This is a genomic window from Trichocoleus sp. Lan, from assembly GCF_039961855.1.
Lineage (GTDB): Bacteria > Cyanobacteriota > Cyanobacteriia > Cyanobacteriales > FACHB-T130 > FACHB-T130.
Genome location: NZ_JAMPKA010000015.1, coordinates 62,652 through 79,912, shown reverse-complemented (window position 1 = coordinate 79,912; position 17,261 = coordinate 62,652). Strand labels below are relative to the sequence as shown.

Below are 17,261 nucleotides of genomic sequence, written 5' to 3'. Positions count from 1 at the left end.
TCAGTAGGGGCAAATGCTTTGCCTCTGCTGACTCTATATTTTGCTTTTTTTACCCAATATTCCTACTAGACTTGCTTTCAAGAGAGATGAAGAGCGCCTGCTCTCTTATCCAAGAGTAGGTAATTTTATCGTCGTTTTTCAAGAGAATCTTCGGGGTTCATTGCGACGCTCGTTTAGGCAATAAACCCCGAAAAATCAACTCATTTCAACTGCCCTTTTCCAAAAAGCATAAGTGTCACTTCCAATTTTTTGACTATCTTCTGAATAGATATCATCTAAACATTTTAAAAAAGCTTGGGCATAATTTTCTAATCCCAGAGTTGTCAAACATTTTAAAATCCTGGTAATCCGGAGGTAATTATGATTAAGAGGCTGAATCCAAGCCCTTTTTCTATCTTGATATTGGTCAGATTTGGTTATTTGAATATTATTGATGTTTCCTTCGTTGCATTTGAATCCGTAAAACCTGAGCATTATTTTAAATGACTTTTGCAGACGTGTTTTAAGTAAGGGATCTGTCCGAAAAGCTTGAACAATTTCATCATTTAGAATCAGTGCATTAGGGTTGTAACCACTTTTATCTTTCAGGGGGAAAAGCCACTGAACATAGTCATGAATCCGTTCAAGCTTTTCGTAATTCCATGACCAAATCTCGTCGATCATCCGTCCTTCTGAATCAGGCTGTTGACTAAGATAGAAAGCCACAAGAGCCGGGGATGCTTTAGCAACCAATTCTTTGTCAGATGATTTTGCCATAAGTGTTCCTCTGCAATTAATCAAATGTTAACAATCTGGGAAATCAGCTAGATTCACGCTCATTCTAAAGCTGGCAGGGCGATAGAAAAGTCTATGAGTACTTTTGTTGCAAACGACCCTTTAGATCCGAGGAGATAACTAGAGTATTTAGCATTCCTCGTTATGGAACTATCTCGCTTTCCTCACAAAAGCTACAGTGCCTAGTAGCGCTAACAACAGTTATTAACTGTTGCCTTCATTACAATAACCGTTGATAATTTCAACAATGCCAATGTAGCTGCTAGCGTTAGGCGATCGCATGAACTGACATCCGTGTCTGACTACTCAAACCGAGGTGCAAGCGATGAGTCAAGATACGCTCAATTTAATCCACGACAGGCAAAATCGCGGTTATACCAAGCTAGGTTGGCTGGATAGCGATCGCACCTTTTCCTTGGGGGGTTTGTTTGACCCAGAGCCAATGAGATTTTGCACTCTCAGGCTGATTCACGATGATAGAGTCTTACCCGGTTCTGGTTTCGGTACCCACAGTCATCATGACATGGAAATCCTCACCTACGCCCTAGACGCCCTAGAAGGTGCTATAGAAGAGCATCAAGATAGGTTGGGGATGGGGAATCGGACAGGTACTTATCCAAGAGAAGCACAGATGATGAGTGCGGGCGCTGGCATCACCCACCGTGAATTTAATTTCTCTGAAACTAATCCCGTCTACTTTCCCCAAATTTGGATGATTTCCGATCCAGAAGAATTAGGTAAAAAACGATGACACAACCCATTCGCATTTTGCTCCAGACAACCATCCCGACAACAGAAGATGACTGGAGCATTTGGCGCTTCTCGATGTTACGCGACTATCTCGCATCTGTTACAGATGAAGCGGGGAATCTCCTGTTTGAAGTGACAGAACGCGATCGCGTGTCAGATGCAGACGGCAACGACCCGATTTTAAGTACCCTCGACCGCTCGGATTTTGACCAGCTATGGCTATTTGCATTAGATACTGGCGAAGGTCTGACGGAAAAAGATTGTGCGGGAATTAATGCATTTCGCCGACGCGGTGGAGGTATCCTCACCACCCGCGATCATCAAGATATGGGTTGCTCCATGTACGGTCTGGGTGACATCGGCGCGATCCACTTTTTCAACACCAAAAATCCAGACCCCGACGAATCTCGCTGGTGCATTGACGACCCCTACACAACCTATATTTCCTGGCCTAACTATCATTCTGGGCGCAATGGCGACTATCAAAAAATAACCCCCACCGAACCCATTCACGAACTTCTACGCAATCCCAATTCACCTTCTGGATTAGTCGAATATTTTCCAACTCATCCCCACGAGGGTGCAATCGGAGTTCCCACAGGCGCAAAGAATGCTCGTGTGATTGCAATGGGCAAAAGCTTAATTACAGGTCGTCCCTTTAATCTGGCTGTTGTTATCGAAAGTGAAAAAGACACTGACGGCAATACCCTAGGGCGTGCAGTTGCTGCATCGAGTTTTCACCATTTTGTCGATTACAACTGGGACATCGAAAAAGGTTGTCCTAGCTTTGTGGATGAGGCTCCCGGCGATGGCATGAACCAAGAGCCACGCGCCCTAGAAAATATCAAGACTTATGTGCGTAATGTTGCTTTGTGGCTTGCGCCCTAATGCGTACAGGAAACTGTACCCGCGTTGCTAATTTTGCTTCTGTACGTTCATCCACCCATGACAAGAAATTAACCAGATTCTGAGCAACTTCCCAAAGAATCTGCTGAGACTTCATTGATAAATCAGTCCTGAAATTTTTGCAGAACACTCAATAAAAGCAAAAAAGTCTAGAGTAGAAACGGAGGGAGCAGTGGAAGTATAGAAAATCCGATGAAGAAAGTCGCAATTGTCACGGGTGCCAATCGGGGGCTGGGTTTTGAAACTTGCCGACAACTCGCAAAGCAAGATATCCAAGTGATTCTGACCAGTCGTGACGAAGCACAGGGGAAAGCAGCCGTTGAGAAATTGCAAGCTGAAGGCTTAGATGTAGTTTCTCATCTGCTTGATGTCACCAGTGCAGAGAGTATTGAGCATCTTGCTCAGTTCATCCGCAATCAATTCGGGCGATTAGATATTCTAGTGAACAATGCTGGAATTGCTAGAGATCCTTTAGGAGATCCAGAGAGTAGTATCTTCAACACCAAGGTTAGTACCATCCACGAAACGATGGAGACGAATTTACACGGCCCATTACTGCTTTGCCAAGCATTAATTCCGCTGATGAAAGAGCATCAGTATGGGCGTGTTGTGAACGTATCATCGGGTGCAGGACAGTTATCCGACATGAACACTGGATTTCCCGCTTATCGAATGTCCAAAACCGCATTAAATGCCCTTACCCGGATTTTTGCAAATGAGTTGGAAGGCACCAATATTTTAGTGAATTCTGTGTGTCCTGGCTGGGTAAGAACCGATATGGGTGGCCCAAATGCTACCCGGTCTGTAGAGCAAGGGGTTGAAACAATTGTGTGGCTGGCTACTCTTCCAGATGATGGCCCCACGAGTGGTTTTTTCCGCGATCGCCAACCCATTGATTGGTAAGCACAATCGCATCCCATTTCTATATCTATTTGCTTTAGGTTAGACAGACGCGAGCAAGTGCGTTCCTACAATTTTTGTAGTCCCACCTTTAAAAGGGATGAGTAGCTTATTTTTATCATCTCTCTAAAGTTAGGTTTTTTGAACTAATGGACTCAAGTACAGGAAGTTGAACAATGTCGGCAAATTGATCTGCAAATTGAGCCTTTTCTATCTCCCTTTTTCGAGCTTCCACTTTAAGGCATTTATTTTGCACAAGATTTTTTTTAAACAACCAATTAGGTTAGATTATGGCTCACTTAAATCAGCGTCACCCTGAAAATATTAGTGGCGATTTTTACGTTGATACGACTTGTATTGATTGCGATACTTGTCGTTGGATGACTCCAGAGGTGTTTTATCGCACCGATGAGCAGTCAGCAGTTTATCATCAGCCAGAAAATGAGGCTGAAAGATTAAAAGCAATGCAGGCTCTTTTGTCTTGTCCTACGGCTTCCATTGGGACTGTGGAGAAGCCAAAAGACGTTAAAGATGCTCAGCACAGTTTTCCGATTTTAGTCGCTGAAAATGTCTATCATTGCGGCTATCATGCAGAAAATTCCTATGGCGCTGCTAGCTATTTAATTGTGCGACCGGAAGGCAATGTGTTAGTTGATTCTCCTCGCTTTACGCCTCCTCTGGTGAAGCGGCTAGAGGAAATGGGAGAGATTTGCTATATGTATCTGACGCACCGAGATGATGTAGCGGATCATCAAAAGTATGCCGAGCATTTTGGGTGTCAGCGAATTCTCCACACCGACGAAATCTCTTCGGGTACTCGCAATGTGGAAATTCAGCTAACTGGCTTAGAGCCAGTACAGTTGGAGCCAGATTTGTTAATTATTCCAGTGCCCGGTCATACAAAAGGTCACACGGTTTTACTGTACAAAAATAAATTTCTGTTCACGGGAGATCATCTGGCTTGGTCGCCAAGTTTAAATCACTTGTTTGCCTTCCCCGATGTCTGTTGGTATTCCTGGCCTGAATTGCTTAAATCAATGCGAAAGCTGGCTAATTACTCGTTTGAGTGGGTGCTACCCGGTCACGGACGCCGATACCATGCTGACAATGAGACGATGCGCCAGCAGATGCAGCAGTGTATCGCCTGGATGGAAGCGCGTTAAAGTCTTTTTGATTTTCTCAACGCCTCTTGAACAAGGGGGTTAGAAGCACACCGCGTCAGAAGGATAGCGCCTCAATGCGTAACTTGTGACGCCAAAAACTGATATGGCAACGGCATTCCTAAGTGGGGTGCCGTTTTTTTTAGTTGATTTCCTGAAGTTAGCAATTTCGGCTGTCAAAGGTAACGGCTATGTATCCAGAATGACTAGAATCTCATGAGCGACTTCAGCCTGGTAGTTGTCGGACTGTTAACTGCTGGGAAAAACTCAACTTTGCCACCCTCAGCCGTAATGCCTCAGCCATCCGAGCGATCGCTCGATGCAACTGAGCCTCAACCCGTTTTAAAGCCTTCCGTCACGGTTGAAGTCACGCAGCCAGAATTCTCAACCTCCAATCGCCTGACTTCTCAAACCAGTCCCGTTTTGATCCCCCCAACCCCCCTTAAAAAGGGGGGAAATCCAGTCAAAGTCCCCCTTTTTAAGGGGGATTTAGGGGGATCGATCAACGTTTTGCCACTTAACCAAAAATCGTACACGATAGCCGCAAGCGGGGGGAATGAGGGGGGTAAGGGAAGGGGGAATAATATTACTCCCCTCGCCTTGCAGGAGAGGAGTCGGGAGAGAGGTTTGTTAGCCCAAATGAGTTCTCCGAATGCCTCCCAAGAGATACCCGCAGCAACTCAGCCGAACGATGCTGGCTTAGAAAATATCGCTGACGGCGATGAATCAGCCGATCCGATGAGTCAATTAACATCAGTCGATCAACTGACAGATGTTACTCCGGAAGATTGGAGTTACCAAGCCCTAAAAAACCTAACAGAACGGTATGGAGTCATCTCCGGCTACCCGGATGGCAGCTTTCGCGGCAACCGTTCTCTTAGCCGCTACGAATTTGCCGCCGCCCTCAATGCTGCCCTGGAAAAAATTTTCACGCAACCCCAAGGCATTCCTCAAGATGATTTAGCAACCCTGCAACGGCTTCAACAAGACTATGCCACGGAACTAGCGGAAGTGAAAGGTCGAGTCGATAACTTAGAAAGTCGGACAGCACAGCTCGAAAATCACCAATTTTCTACCAATACTCGACTATTTGGGCAAGCAATTGTTGGCTTGCAGGGAAGCAATCAAGTAGATGTGGATTTGTTCCCCAGAGATGGGGTGCCGGAACGTTCTGGTCAGGCTCAGTTGACTCTAGCAAGTAACGTTCAACTGTCTCTGGCAACCTCGTTTACAGGACAGGATTTACTGCTGACGGGGCTTCAGGGTGGAAATCTCGCCTCTTCTGCACCCTTTGTCTTTACCAATATGGGTCGATTATCGACTGAGTTAGAAACTAACAACGACCTGGTTTTGAGCGACCTTTCCTATCGGTTTCCAGTCACGGATAACTTCGGCGTTATTGTTGGTCCGGCTGGTGTTAACCCTGCCAATACATTTCGCGGTATCAATCCTTTGGAAGGTTCGGGAGATGGTTCGATTTCCTTATTAGGTCAGCGCAACCCCATTCTGTCAATTGGCAACGGCACGGGCGGCATTGGATTTGACTGGCAAATTAACAAACGCCTGAGTTTACAAGCCGTCTACAGCGCTGAACTTCCTAGCTTTACCAGTAATAGCAGCCAAGGTGGACTATTTGGCGGTAGAACCAGCGCGGGCGTGCAGTTAACCATTGCACCTACAAATAATCTGGATATTGGGTTGCACTATATCTATTCACACTCTCCCGATGGTTTGCTGGGTATCGGCACCGGCGACAATCAACTCATTTCGCCCTTGGCACCGATTATTTCGCCATCGACTTCTTTTGCCTTTAATACTCACGCCGTGGGAGGGACTTTGGCTTGGCGCGTCAATTCTAGATTGACTTTAGGGACTTGGGGAGGGTGGACTTCTTCAGATCCGGTCAATCTTTCGGGTTCTGTGGAAACTACGAATTGGATGTTATTTTCTGCGTTTCCTGACTTGTTTGGTAGAGGAAATTTGGGGGGAATTTTGTTTGGACAGCCGCCGAAAATTACTTCCAGTACCTTGCCGGATGGCTTCAATCTTCCCAACTTTTTGACCAATTTGAGTGGGACGCCGGGAGGGCGTCGCGACACTGCTTTGCACTTAGAACTGTTTTACCGAGCCAGATTGACGGATAACATTTTCCTGACGCCGGGAGTTTTAGTCGTTTTCAACCCCGACCATAATGCGGCAAATGACACGTTAGTCGTGGGAACGATGAGAGCAACTTTCCGGTTTTAAGGAGAAAAGCTAGTAAAAGCGAAAAAGCTCTGATAAATGAAATAACCCGTTGCGGTTTCGGCAAAATTCCCCAGTATATGTGATTGAGTGAGGCACAAACTGGCGGAAGCTTTGCTTTGCCATGATGCGATCGCTCTATTTTTTGGCTAATACCAATCGGAAAGAATATTTATGCGATCGCTATCTTCAAAAACTCAGCTGAGCTTGAGCTTACTGATTAGCAGTAGTTTAACCGCGACGATCGTCGCCTTGGGAGCAGATGGTGCTTTTGCCCAAGTAACCATCAATAGCACTGGCACAGTCACAGGTACCTTTACCCTTCCCCCTGCCAACCCAAATTTCAACCAAAGCACGACTAGAGTTGATACTAATGCCGCAGGGCAATATTTCCGCAACAGCGTCCTCGTCTACACTGCACCCAATCCTGGCTATGTAGGAACCAAAGCGGATGGCACTCATTATGTAGACTTTCGCGGGATTCCTGTTGTCTCCACCAATGGAACCATTACCTCTCCGGTTCTGACTAGCGGCAATCTTCAACCCAAAAAGCAAACCGGGCAAGAAGGAACCACCTTATTTGGAACAATTCAGGATGAATTTGTCGCCAGAGGCTTCTGGGAAGGCGTTGTCACCGATCCAAAAACCGGGCAGCAGTATCAAGGTGTATTTGAAATTAGGGGTCAGGGGCCTAGATATAGCGATGCCAACGGAGGCACCAGTCCCACGGTATTTGATTTTGGATCTGAATACAATTTCGGCAACAACTTGCCACCTACCGTGCCGAAACCGCTGCCTACGTTTACTATCCCTGCCGGTGGTATGCCGGTGAAATTACAGGTGAAAGTGCCTGCCGATGCCGTCTTAATTACTCCAACACCTGTTCCAGCGCCAGCACCCGCCCCAGCACCTGCCCCAGTGCCAACACCTGTCCCAGCGCCAGCACCCGCCCCAGCACCCACGTCCTCAACACCGCCTCCAATAACCACCCCAATAACCACCCCAGTACCTGCTCCAGTACCCATTAGCAGTGGCGGTAGTCCAGCCAGTGGAGGAACCCCATCCCCATCTCCATCCCCATCCGGGGCAAATGTGCCTCCCTCACTCTTCAGCCGCAATGACTCTACTGAGGTTAATCATGTAGTTTTGGAGTCTTCCGCGACAGCAACAACCAGTTGTACGCCTAATCAAGGCAGCAACTCAACAAGTGTCTCATCTTCTGCCAACGAGCAGACGGCAGGATGCTCGATTGAGCTGACGACATCTGAGCAACCCATTGGGCCTCGGAGTCGAGTGCTGCTGCGTTAATGGAGGGTCTGCCAGCGTTAATTAATTTAAGCAGTAGAGACGCACAGCCTTTCGCCCCTACAAAGCTAATTGACTAAACGCTTCTAGCCAGTACAGAATCCTCAACTGGCTAGAAGTTGAGAAGGCGTTACGCGCCACAATTGCTCTAGCCGATTTGCTGGCATCGTCAAATACAAAATATCGCCAGCACTAAGGGAAGTTTCCAAAACATCCCAGCCGTGAATTGTTTGACAGTTGGTTTCGATATACAAAGGCACAAAGTCGGCGTCCATTGCCGATTCTTGAACGCGCTTGCCACAAAACGGATGCCCTGGTGTAATCATGGTGGCTAAGGCGATCCAAAGACTATCGCCAGTGATCCCATTACCTAAAATTCGTCCTCCTAAAGCCGCTGCTGCAAAGGAAGGTGCGGCTAACTCAGTCGGACTCAGTACGGCATCAAATTCAAATACCTTTTGCGCTTGGGATGCAAAGTGGGGGTCTTGATTCCGCACCACGACGGCTAACTTGGGTGCAATCCCTTTAGCGCTAAGGGCAATCTCTAAATTCGCCATATCGTCGCTGGTGACAGCTAAGAGGGCGTCTGCCTTGTCTACATTGGCAGCTTTTAGAGTAGTAGCTAAACTGGCATCTCCTTGAATCACGGGCACTTTCAAAGCGCGGACGGTGTTGAGAAAGCGATTGTTGGCGTCCCGTTCGATGACAACTACCTCATGTCCGTGAGTATGGAGTTGGTTGACGATTTGAACTCCAATACCGCCGAGTCCGCACACAATGTAGTGATTTCGCCCTGGAACTCGTGCGGCGTCCCAAAATTGTTTGAACCGGGTACCTAAAACAAAATCGTTGAGGAGAGCATAGCAAATCCCGATTACACCAGCACCGAGCAGCATCATCATTGCGGTAAAGATTTTAATGCTGTCGGGTGCGTGTTCTGCGACTTTCTCGTTACCACCAGCACCCGTAATCATGCCAACCGAAAAATAAAGGGAGTCAACGACAGATATTTTTGCATCGACACAAACATAAGTGAGGGTGGCAACAAAAACGGTGATCAAGAGGACTAGGGTAACAACTGCTATCGGTTGACCGTATTGCGGAAACTGTTGGAAGTTGGTCAGGACTTTGAAAAGTTTCGGAAGTACGGGTTTGCCGGAGGTGCGGACGCTGGGTTGGGTGCCAACAATTAAGCGATCGCCTGCTTGTAACGGTTGCCCATACACGACGGCAGAAATGAGATCCATCTGACCGTCCACCGGCAAGTAGTAAATCAGCATCCGAGAACGGTCATCCCACAAGTCACTTAACTTACGACCGATCCAAGGATGCATTTCATTAATATATTCTTCGTGGATCGGCCAAGTTTGGTTAAACAGCCGCAACTGCCCAATCGCTTGACTCCCCAAAGCGGCAAAGGCAAACACGGGCGCGGCTAGGGCAGCAACGCTCATGGTGACGTGATCTGCAAGCGTCTGGTTAAGGCGATCGCCCAAGCTCGTATTAAATAATCTGTTGATAATCCGAATCCGAGGATTGAGAACTCGTGCCTGAGTGAGAATCGCTAAGTTCAGCGCCTCGTCTTCCCCAGCCAGCACTAACGTTTGGGCTTCCTGAATCCCCGCTGCTTTTAGGGTAGAAGCTGCCCGTAATTCTCCAATTACGACATCATAATCTTCACCCGGAATCGATTCGGCATGGATGCCAATCACGCTCGCTCCCTGCTGTCTTAGCAAGGAAAATATTTTATACCCAGTCAAACCTAAGCCGCAGACAATAATTTTGGGTTTCATCCCGCCTAATCACTGCCTAAATATTCGTGCAATTGAACATTCTTACTGAGTTCCGCTCAAAGGACTGTAGCCGTATACACCGCTAAGACATTGCTTGTCTTCAGGCGGTTGGAACGATCGCTGAATACACCATGCAGACGATCGCGTTGTGAGTGCGAGATCGTTTCGCTCACATCTTGCACCAGTTGTAATAATCCGCCAATAAAATCCGCCAATGAATCGATTTTATCGTGGGTTTTGGAGCTAATTGAGAACAGTGCAAGATGTCAAACTCACTTCTTTTTTGCACTGTTGTGCGTGTGGATTGCTGGGTACTGCTACCTGTTTTTTTCTGCTTTTACTTGGAAACTTTAGCTCTGTGGACTATTTATGGGTTAGTTTCAAGACTAGGTCTGCCCTTCGAGAGAATTAGCAAACTAGTAGATTAGGTTATCCTAGTAATTGTCTAGAAATTGGCTCGACTGCGTCGTAGCCGATACCGTCAAGTTAGTGGATATCAAAGGATGTATCTTCCTTATTCAGATGTTGAGTCATTGAGGTTAAATCAACTCTACACCTTAGATATACGCTCCGAAAGTATGCCTCGAATTAATTATAAAAAAAGCTGTTAACTCAATGACTTACCATGTAATTTATGATGGCAATTGCAATCTCTGCGTCACCCTTGTGCAACTGCTGGAAGGTTTAGATAAAGGGCAGATGTTTCAGTACATTCCGATGCAAGATCCAGAAGCCCTCAAGCACTTTGGAATTACATCCCAAGATTGTGAAATGGGAATGATCTTGATTGATGCCGATACGCCTGAGAGACGGTGGCAGGGAAGTGATGCAGCAGAAGAAATTGGGCGATTGTTGCCAATGGGGAGCGTATTTGTGGATGCATATCGAGCTTTACCGGGGGTGAAGTGGATGGGCGATCGCACTTACGAACAAATCCGCGATAACCGTTACACCATCTTTGGCAAACGTTCTTCTACTTATCAATCTAGTTACCCAGCTAGTTTTTGTTCTACGGGATGTGTTACTGAATAAGAACTCACAAAAACATTTGGTGGGAAACTGAAAGCGATCGCCCAAACAAGGCAACACCCTAAAAGTAGAGGGGAAGCATTGGGATACTCTCGCCAAAGGCTTTCCTTCCCCAGGTAGACGCTAGGCAGTAGTTTTCGTTTTTAAAATAATAGTTAGCTATCGCTGTCCTGTTGCGAAAAGTCGCCGCTTAAAAGTTGGTGGCTTGGTTTTACAATTGCTGGCTGGGGGCGGTGATTTAACAAGGGCGGGAAAAAAGCTTTATCAAGGTTTGATCGGGGGGTTATCTACTGCTGTAGCGGCTAGCTGCGAAGTAGATTTAGGAGATTTGGGCAATGAACAAGAGATTTACGAATAATCGGGTTGCCGATAGAACAAAGAGCTTTTCCGAAGGATTTTGGAACAGTGGCGGCGCGATCGCATTAGCGCTGCTTGCCATGCTTCTTCCTGGTTGCGTAGCTGTCCAGAAAGAAGCGGCTGCCCCTGAACCTACCACAGCCGTTGAAAAAGTTGCTCAAAACACGGATCAACTGATCGGTCAAACAGTAACGGTCAGTGGCGAAGTTGAAGAAATTATTGGTCCCAAAGCGTTTCAGTTAGAAGACGACAAAATATTCAGTGGCGAAAAAGTGTTGGTTTTGAATGCAGTTTCTGCCACAGTTCCGATCGCTGAAGGTAAGAATGTTACGGTGACAGGGCAAGTTCGTAAATTCGTCCTGGCTGATTTTGAGAAAGAGTACAACTTAACGAATGATTTAAATGTCAAGAAGAAAATGGAAGCCGAATTTGAAGGCAAGCCGGTAGTCATTGCTCAGACAACCCAAGTCATCGAGTAATTCCCTAGGGATTACCCATTCGACTTAAGCGATTTCTTCGCTGTTGAACAGTTCAAATATTTGCCGACAAAAGTGCTTCAGCTTTTCTCCTACTTCAGGCACTGGCTGGGATTCCCCGACAAACTGCCACTCCTCTACGGTCGAGAGTAACCACTGTTTGCCTTTATGGTCAAAACCTGCTAATTCGACACCGATAGCACGGCGAATCCCAGTCACAGGGTCTTCGTAAAAGCGAATCTGTACCAAGATGCTGCGGCTTTGAAATAAGCGACTTCTGCCAGGAAAATGGAAGCCGATATCAATTGAATCCGGATCGACTAACTCTCTAGTATCCGGGTCGTTTGCCCAAGGTTTTAAATCTGCTCTTGCATCAGGAAACTCAGATTTGTAGAGATTGACAACAGCAGCAATCTTACTAGCGACTTGTATGTTTGTGGCCTGTTCAGCTGCATTCACTTCGCTTGGGTTCCCCTAAACTTGCGCGTTTTCAGTTGTTTTGGCGTTTAAATATAACAGGATGTTCTCTATTTCGCAACTTGGTAGAGCATCCTTCTTTAAGTTTATTCATTGACGCGATAAGAATGGTAAATCTGGATACTATACAAGGGCAATTTTTTAAGGTATATTTAAATAATGGGAAGATGTGCATTTCTCAAATTTGCGGTTAGATTCCCATTATAAAAAATAAATATAAAATAAAGATAAACTACTAATAATATACCAGTAAAAATTGCTAAATCATCATGAAATCCTTGAACTTCTAATATTTCAACAGCCCAATTTTAGATGCAATTTTAACCAGAATACTCAAATTAAAACTTGACTTGCTTTGCCGGAGATTCCCGCTTTTGCGGTAAGCTCAAGCAACCGGGAGATGTGCAGGCAAAGATAGTGTCAACCAATGAGCAATTAATCAAGATCGGTTCCTTGGAATGGTTTTACCGGGAAGAGAATCCGATTGGTAGAAGTGATAACCTGCCAGTTCTGCTGCTGCACGGGTTGCCGTCGCAGAGTTATAGCTGGAGCGGGGTAATGCCCGGATTAGCAGAGAAAGGGTATAGAGCGATCGCGCCTGACTGGATTGGTTTTGGCTTCTCGGCGAAACCAGAGCGGCGGGACTTTGCGTATACACCCGATACCTTCATCAACGCACTAGCAGAATTCATCCAACACCTGGAAATCGAGCGATTCTATCTGGTTGTTCAGGGATTTTTGGGTTCTGTGGGACTCCAGTACGCCCTGCGTCATCCAGACCAAATCGAGCGCTTGGTTATCCTCAATACACCTGTGGCAACGACTGCCAAGCTGCCTTGGAAGATTCAACAACTGGGTCTGCCTTTTGTCGGCGATATGATGACGCAAGACCCGCTCTTGGTGGACAGAACCTTAGAAGGTGGTAGCCGCTACGTCATCCCAGATAAGGATTTAGACGTTTACCGCCGTCCCTACCTCAAAAGTTCGGATGCGGGGCGAAGTCTCCTGTACACCGTGCGGAATCTCCAGCTTCAGCAGTCGATGGCAGAAATAGAATCCGGTTTTCAAAGCTGGACGCAGCCAACTTTAATTGCCTGGGGGATGAAAGACCCCTGGCTTCCCTTCACTCAAGCGCAACAGCTGGCGAGTTCCATCCAGAAGGCAGAAATCATGAAGATGGAAGAAGTCGGGCATTATCCTCAAGACCATTGGTCGGACAAAGTCAGCGATGCGATTCAAGGGTTTCTGCGTCGTCAGGCAATTGGATAATGGGTGATATCATCTCTTTTTCTCTTCTCCTCTCGCGTTTTCCCGATTTTTCTCTAAAATAACAGGGGAAATTTGATTCATGGTTTCAAAAAATAGCATGATGGCACGTTATCGGTCTATTTTGGGTTTAATTTTGGCAGTGGTAGCCACATTTATGATTAGTTGCGGTAGTGCAACTGCGGCAACGAAATCGGCTCCTACTTACACGGCGGCTCAGATTGAGCAGATTCAGCAATCGCTTCCGGGAATTCAAGAACAGCGCGATCGCCTTAACACATTGCAAACCTTCATCCAACAACGGCGATGGGTAGATGTGGGTACATTTATTCACGGGCCACTAGGAGATTTGCGACGGAATATGAACCGTGTGGCGGATAGCTTGGCTCCTAAGGACAAACAGGCGGCGCGTCAAGCAGCAAAAGATTTGTTCAGCGATCTGGTCAGAATCGATCAGGCTGCGAAAGAGGCGGATTATCAGCAAGCGGTGACAAATTTCCGCTCTGTATTGCAAGAGTTCGACGCCTTTATGAATTTGATTCCGAAGGCATAGCCAATTAAGGGGTAATTGGGAAAAAGTTATTAGTCCTGGGTCATTTGTCATGAGTTCGTTGCTACTGACTCAGAATTCAGGGCTGATCGTCATTACCGATTACCCCGTTACCGATTACCCATTTCTCATGCGCTCTTTCTGATGCGCTCTCAGATGAGTCAGGTTGTAATTATTGGATGCGGCGTTGTTGGGGCTGCGATCGCTTATGAACTCAGTTTAATTCCAGGGCTAACAATTACAGTCTTGGACAAGCAACCACCCGCACAAGCCGCCACTGGCGCTGCATTGGGCGTCTTGATGGGCGCGATCAGTCACAAAATTAAGGGCAATGCCTGGAAAATGCGGCAGGCTAGCATCCAGCGCTATGAAACCCTGATTCCAGAGCTAGAAGCGCTTTTAGACCGTCAGATCCCCTTCAACCGCCAGGGAATTCTGATGCTCTGCTTTGCTGGTGAAGATTTATCTCGTTGGGAAAAACTGGTAGAAATTCGCCACACTCAAGGCTGGCACCTGGAAATTTGGGACGCCGCCCAACTCCAGTCTCGCTGTCCTCAGTTGAGTCATGAGATAATCGGCGCGATTTATTCTCCCCAAGACAGGCAACTCGACCCGGTTGCTCTGACTTTAGCGCTGGTTGATGCTGCCCAACTCAACGGCGTTACCTTTAAATTTGGCGTCACCGTCTTAGAAGAGGAAGCAACAAATGCGGACATTCGCCACATTCAAACAACCGCAGGGCAAGTTGATGTTGATTGGTTAATTGTGGCAGCAGGGCTTGGTTCCACCCCACTCACAGCGTCTTTAAAACAACCGATTGATATCCGCCCGGTATTGGGACAAGCGTTGCACTTGCGCCTAGCGCAGCCAATGGGGCGCGCAGATTTCCAGCCGACAATTACAGGCAATGATGTTCACATTGTGCCCGTCACGGACACAGAATACTGGGTCGGTGCGACGGTGGAGTTTCCCAATAATGGGGATGAGATAGTGGCAGATGCCGCCCATCTGGATGAAGTCATGGCGCAAGCGATCGCTTTTTGCCCAAGTCTAGAAGAAGCCACAATCCTTAAAACTTGGTCGGGGTTGCGTCCCCGCCCCGAAGGACGCCCCGCCCCTGTTATCGGTCTTCTGCCCGGTTACAGCAATGTTCTTCTCGCCACAGGTCATTATCGCAACGGCGTTTTACTCGCACCCGCCACCGCCCAAGCGATTCGGGAACTGATTGAGCGATCGCTCAATCAAGATAAATAATCGTCAAACTATGTCTAGTTTTTCTTTTCTGTTTAAATGGTTAATTTACTTAAAATACTTAAAGTATTTTTAGCGATCGCACTTCTATTCCTTGCCTTTAATTTAAGAGCGCCTTTCCTCCCAAGCATAAAATTTTATTTCTTTTTATGTTTACTTGCAATCGATTTAGCTTTAATTTTCACTGAAATCAAAGCCTTTACTCCCTCGAAGCTTAAAAAAAAATTCCTGAATAAAACAATCCTCGTGATTGCTTGCCTAAGTCTTCTTACAGCTTTAACAGTTGAAATAAGATTTAACTTACTGAAACAAAGTCTATTCCATGCCAAACCATCCCAAATAGAAAAGCTGGGTCAGCACTTTATTATTGGCTACCGAGACTCGAATGAAGTCAAGAAACTAGTTTCTAAAAAAGCCATAGGCGGTATATTTCTTACAACCAGAAATATTAAAAATAAAACCCAAGAAGATATCAAGCAAGAAATTAGTGCTTTGCAGGAGATTCGCCGCAGTCAAGGTTTATCTCCTTTATGGATAGCGACCGATCAAGAAGGGGGTGTAGTATCTCGATTATCTCCCCCTCTAACCCAATTACCTCAATTATCAAAAGTTATTTCTGAGTCGGCAAATATAGAACAAGCAAAAGATAAAGTCATCAAGTATGCCAAAACTCAGGCAAGTGAGCTATCTACAATTGGAATCAATCTAAATTTTGCCCCTGTGTTGGATTTAAACAAAGGAGTGATTAATCCAAACGATAAATTTTCTAAAATTTATAAGCGAGCTATTTCATCTGATAAAAAAGTCGTTGAAAAATTTGCTTTGTTATATTGTCAGACGTTAGAAGCTAATGGGGTTAGATGTACAATTAAGCATTTTCCGGGATTGGGAAGAGTAGAGACCGACACCCATCTTGAAAGTGCAGAATTGCATACTTCAGTGAATGAATTAGCGCAGGATGACTGGGTACCTTTCCGGACATTAATGAGTAATTCTCAGGCTTTTACAATGTTGGGTCATGCTAAATTGATGGCGGTAGATGCTAAACATCCCGTCTCCTTTTCCCAGAAAGTAATTAGCATGATTAGAAATGATTGGCAACAGGATGGGGTTTTAATCACTGACGATTTTTGTATGTATGCAGTTTACAACAGTCAAGATGGTTTGAGAAATGCTACCGTCAAGGCGCTGAATGCCGGAGCCGATTTGATATTGATTGCTTACGATCACGATTTATATTATGAAGCGATGGATGCTTTAATCAAAGCTGATAATAAGCGACAATTAGAGAATGAACTGCTAATAAAAAGTAGCAACAGGTTAGAGCAAACCAAAAAGGCTCTCTATGGATTGCCCAAAGTTTTGCCGATAAGTGGAACAAACGGGTGAGATTAGAGGCGGCGTTAGCGAGGTGTTTGCTGTATATTAATAAATGTAAATAATAGAGCAAAACTTTAGCACTTCAGCCGTCAATATGTCTAGCAAGCCTCTAGGAAAACCCCGTCCCCTCTGGCAAGTGATTCTTTTATCGATTATTACCCTGATGCTGTATTACGGCTGGTATAAGTGGATAATCCAAGAAGAATTACGTCGCTACAAAGGTTATGGTTGGTCAGGAACTTTATGCTTAGCGCCTTTTGTTTTGGGGATAGCAGTTCCCCAATTGTTGCGTATATTCGATCCTGATGTTCCTGGCTGGTTTGGTTGGTTTTCCTTGCTGGGAATTGCCTGGATTTACATTGTGCAGTTCAGACTGTATAAAACTGTAAACGAACTCTACAGCGAAGCTGGGATGAAAGAACCACTGATTGTCTGGTGGATTTTTGTACCAGGTTTAAATCTAATTGTTGGCTTGAGACAAATTCACTTTTTAAGTGAGTATTGGGCAAGTAAACAAGGGATAAGTGTTAACGATCCGCTTGCTGAGAGTATTCCTCTTCTCTCTGCGAATGCTTAACGCTGTACAAAAGATAAATCTAAAGAGGAAGCTGATACAGCAATCCTATTTTAGGGGTGAGATGCT

General features: G+C 45.9%; 16 protein-coding genes. 13 read left to right on the top strand and 3 right to left on the bottom strand.

What is annotated here, in order from left to right; translation table 11 throughout:
* Nucleotides 1–195 precede the first annotated feature (195 nt).
* Nucleotides 196–756 carry an opioid growth factor receptor-related protein gene (locus NDA03_RS14875; RefSeq protein WP_190676594.1) on the bottom strand — a complete coding sequence of 187 codons (561 nt, stop codon included), beginning with the start codon at nucleotides 754–756 and terminating at the stop codon, nucleotides 196–198.
* A gap of 343 nt (nucleotides 757–1,099) precedes the next feature.
* On the opposite strand from NDA03_RS14875, the gene NDA03_RS14870 reads away from it, so the two are divergent.
* The 6 genes from NDA03_RS14870 (at nucleotide 1,100) to NDA03_RS14845 (ending at nucleotide 8,042) form a co-directional block, all read left to right on the top strand.
* A complete protein-coding gene (locus tag NDA03_RS14870) occupies nucleotides 1,100–1,525 on the top strand; it encodes a pirin family protein (protein WP_190429735.1) in 426 nt (141 codons plus the stop codon).
* On the top strand, nucleotides 1,522–2,412 hold the full coding sequence (locus tag NDA03_RS14865) for a hypothetical protein (protein ID WP_348238443.1): 891 nt from the start codon (nucleotides 1,522–1,524) through the stop codon (nucleotides 2,410–2,412). Before NDA03_RS14870 ends, NDA03_RS14865 begins: the two co-directional genes overlap by 4 nt.
* A gap of 210 nt (nucleotides 2,413–2,622) precedes the next feature.
* On the top strand, nucleotides 2,623–3,333 hold the full coding sequence (locus NDA03_RS14860) for an SDR family oxidoreductase (RefSeq protein WP_190533717.1): 711 nt from the start codon (nucleotides 2,623–2,625) through the stop codon (nucleotides 3,331–3,333).
* A gap of 287 nt (nucleotides 3,334–3,620) precedes the next feature.
* Complete coding sequence (locus NDA03_RS14855; protein ID WP_190676591.1) at nucleotides 3,621–4,493, top strand: MBL fold metallo-hydrolase; 873 nt, start codon at nucleotides 3,621–3,623, stop codon at nucleotides 4,491–4,493.
* A 213-nt stretch (nucleotides 4,494–4,706) separates the two neighbouring features.
* Nucleotides 4,707–6,737, top strand: coding sequence for an iron uptake porin (locus tag NDA03_RS14850; protein ID WP_348238441.1), 2,031 nt, complete (start codon nucleotides 4,707–4,709; stop codon nucleotides 6,735–6,737).
* 171 nt (nucleotides 6,738–6,908) lie between these two features.
* The gene (locus NDA03_RS14845) at nucleotides 6,909–8,042 is read left to right on the top strand and encodes a hypothetical protein (protein ID WP_348238439.1); all 1,134 of its coding nucleotides are present in this window, start codon (nucleotides 6,909–6,911) and stop codon (nucleotides 8,040–8,042) included.
* A gap of 101 nt (nucleotides 8,043–8,143) precedes the next feature.
* On the opposite strand, the gene NDA03_RS14840 is transcribed toward NDA03_RS14845, so the two are convergent.
* Nucleotides 8,144–9,832, bottom strand: coding sequence for an NAD(P)-binding protein (locus NDA03_RS14840; RefSeq protein ID WP_348238437.1), 1,689 nt, complete (start codon nucleotides 9,830–9,832; stop codon nucleotides 8,144–8,146).
* A 615-nt stretch (nucleotides 9,833–10,447) separates the two neighbouring features.
* Between NDA03_RS14840 and NDA03_RS14835 the strand changes: the two genes are divergently transcribed.
* Together NDA03_RS14835 and NDA03_RS14830 are read left to right on the top strand one after the other, a co-directional pair.
* Complete coding sequence (locus tag NDA03_RS14835; RefSeq protein WP_190986947.1) at nucleotides 10,448–10,864, top strand: DCC1-like thiol-disulfide oxidoreductase family protein; 417 nt, start codon at nucleotides 10,448–10,450, stop codon at nucleotides 10,862–10,864.
* Nucleotides 10,865–11,196: 332 nt separating this feature from the next.
* A complete protein-coding gene (locus NDA03_RS14830) occupies nucleotides 11,197–11,697 on the top strand; it encodes a hypothetical protein (RefSeq protein ID WP_190429707.1) in 501 nt (166 codons plus the stop codon).
* A 24-nt stretch (nucleotides 11,698–11,721) separates the two neighbouring features.
* Here NDA03_RS14830 and NDA03_RS14825 read toward each other — a convergent pair whose 3' ends face one another.
* Nucleotides 11,722–12,153 (bottom strand): hypothetical protein, encoded by a 432-nt coding sequence (locus NDA03_RS14825; protein ID WP_190411960.1) that lies wholly within the window; start codon nucleotides 12,151–12,153, stop codon nucleotides 11,722–11,724.
* A gap of 435 nt (nucleotides 12,154–12,588) precedes the next feature.
* Here NDA03_RS14825 and NDA03_RS14820 point away from each other — a divergent pair, with 435 nt between their 5' ends.
* The 5 genes from NDA03_RS14820 to NDA03_RS14800 all read left to right on the top strand — a co-directional run bounded on the left by NDA03_RS14820 (nucleotide 12,589) and on the right by NDA03_RS14800 (nucleotide 17,195).
* The gene (locus tag NDA03_RS14820) at nucleotides 12,589–13,440 is read left to right on the top strand and encodes an alpha/beta fold hydrolase (protein ID WP_348238491.1); all 852 of its coding nucleotides are present in this window, start codon (nucleotides 12,589–12,591) and stop codon (nucleotides 13,438–13,440) included.
* Nucleotides 13,441–13,519: 79 nt separating this feature from the next.
* Entirely contained in the window at nucleotides 13,520–13,990 is a 471-nt protein-coding gene (psbQ, locus tag NDA03_RS14815) for a photosystem II protein PsbQ (protein WP_242029085.1), read from the top strand.
* A 153-nt stretch (nucleotides 13,991–14,143) separates the two neighbouring features.
* A complete protein-coding gene (locus NDA03_RS14810) occupies nucleotides 14,144–15,241 on the top strand; it encodes an FAD-dependent oxidoreductase (protein WP_348238435.1) in 1,098 nt (365 codons plus the stop codon).
* Between the two features lie 36 nt (nucleotides 15,242–15,277).
* Nucleotides 15,278–16,627 carry a glycoside hydrolase family 3 N-terminal domain-containing protein gene (locus NDA03_RS14805; RefSeq protein ID WP_348238433.1) on the top strand — a complete coding sequence of 450 codons (1,350 nt, stop codon included), beginning with the start codon at nucleotides 15,278–15,280 and terminating at the stop codon, nucleotides 16,625–16,627.
* Between the two features lie 85 nt (nucleotides 16,628–16,712).
* Nucleotides 16,713–17,195, top strand: coding sequence for a hypothetical protein (locus NDA03_RS14800; protein ID WP_348238431.1), 483 nt, complete (start codon nucleotides 16,713–16,715; stop codon nucleotides 17,193–17,195).
* Nucleotides 17,196–17,261: the final 66 nt, after the last annotated feature.

Bases quoted from the DNA above. Each gene is read 5' to 3' on its own strand.
- NDA03_RS14875 (WP_190676594.1), bottom strand. From the start codon at position 756: ATGGCAAAATCATCTGACAAAGAATTGGTTGCTAAAGCATCCCCGGCT.
- NDA03_RS14870 (WP_190429735.1), top strand. From the start codon at position 1,100: ATGAGTCAAGATACGCTCAATTTAATCCACGACAGGCAAAATCGCGGT.
- NDA03_RS14865 (WP_348238443.1), top strand. From the start codon at position 1,522: ATGACACAACCCATTCGCATTTTGCTCCAGACAACCATCCCGACAACA.
- NDA03_RS14860 (WP_190533717.1), top strand. From the start codon at position 2,623: ATGAAGAAAGTCGCAATTGTCACGGGTGCCAATCGGGGGCTGGGTTTT.
- NDA03_RS14855 (WP_190676591.1), top strand. From the start codon at position 3,621: ATGGCTCACTTAAATCAGCGTCACCCTGAAAATATTAGTGGCGATTTT.
- NDA03_RS14850 (WP_348238441.1), top strand. From the start codon at position 4,707: ATGAGCGACTTCAGCCTGGTAGTTGTCGGACTGTTAACTGCTGGGAAA.
- NDA03_RS14845 (WP_348238439.1), top strand. From the start codon at position 6,909: ATGCGATCGCTATCTTCAAAAACTCAGCTGAGCTTGAGCTTACTGATT.
- NDA03_RS14840 (WP_348238437.1), bottom strand. From the start codon at position 9,832: ATGAAACCCAAAATTATTGTCTGCGGCTTAGGTTTGACTGGGTATAAA.
- NDA03_RS14835 (WP_190986947.1), top strand. From the start codon at position 10,448: ATGACTTACCATGTAATTTATGATGGCAATTGCAATCTCTGCGTCACC.
- NDA03_RS14830 (WP_190429707.1), top strand. From the start codon at position 11,197: ATGAACAAGAGATTTACGAATAATCGGGTTGCCGATAGAACAAAGAGC.
- psbQ (WP_242029085.1), top strand. From the start codon at position 13,520: ATGGTTTCAAAAAATAGCATGATGGCACGTTATCGGTCTATTTTGGGT.
- NDA03_RS14810 (WP_348238435.1), top strand. From the start codon at position 14,144: ATGAGTCAGGTTGTAATTATTGGATGCGGCGTTGTTGGGGCTGCGATC.
- NDA03_RS14805 (WP_348238433.1), top strand. From the start codon at position 15,278: ATGGTTAATTTACTTAAAATACTTAAAGTATTTTTAGCGATCGCACTT.
- NDA03_RS14800 (WP_348238431.1), top strand. From the start codon at position 16,713: ATGTCTAGCAAGCCTCTAGGAAAACCCCGTCCCCTCTGGCAAGTGATT.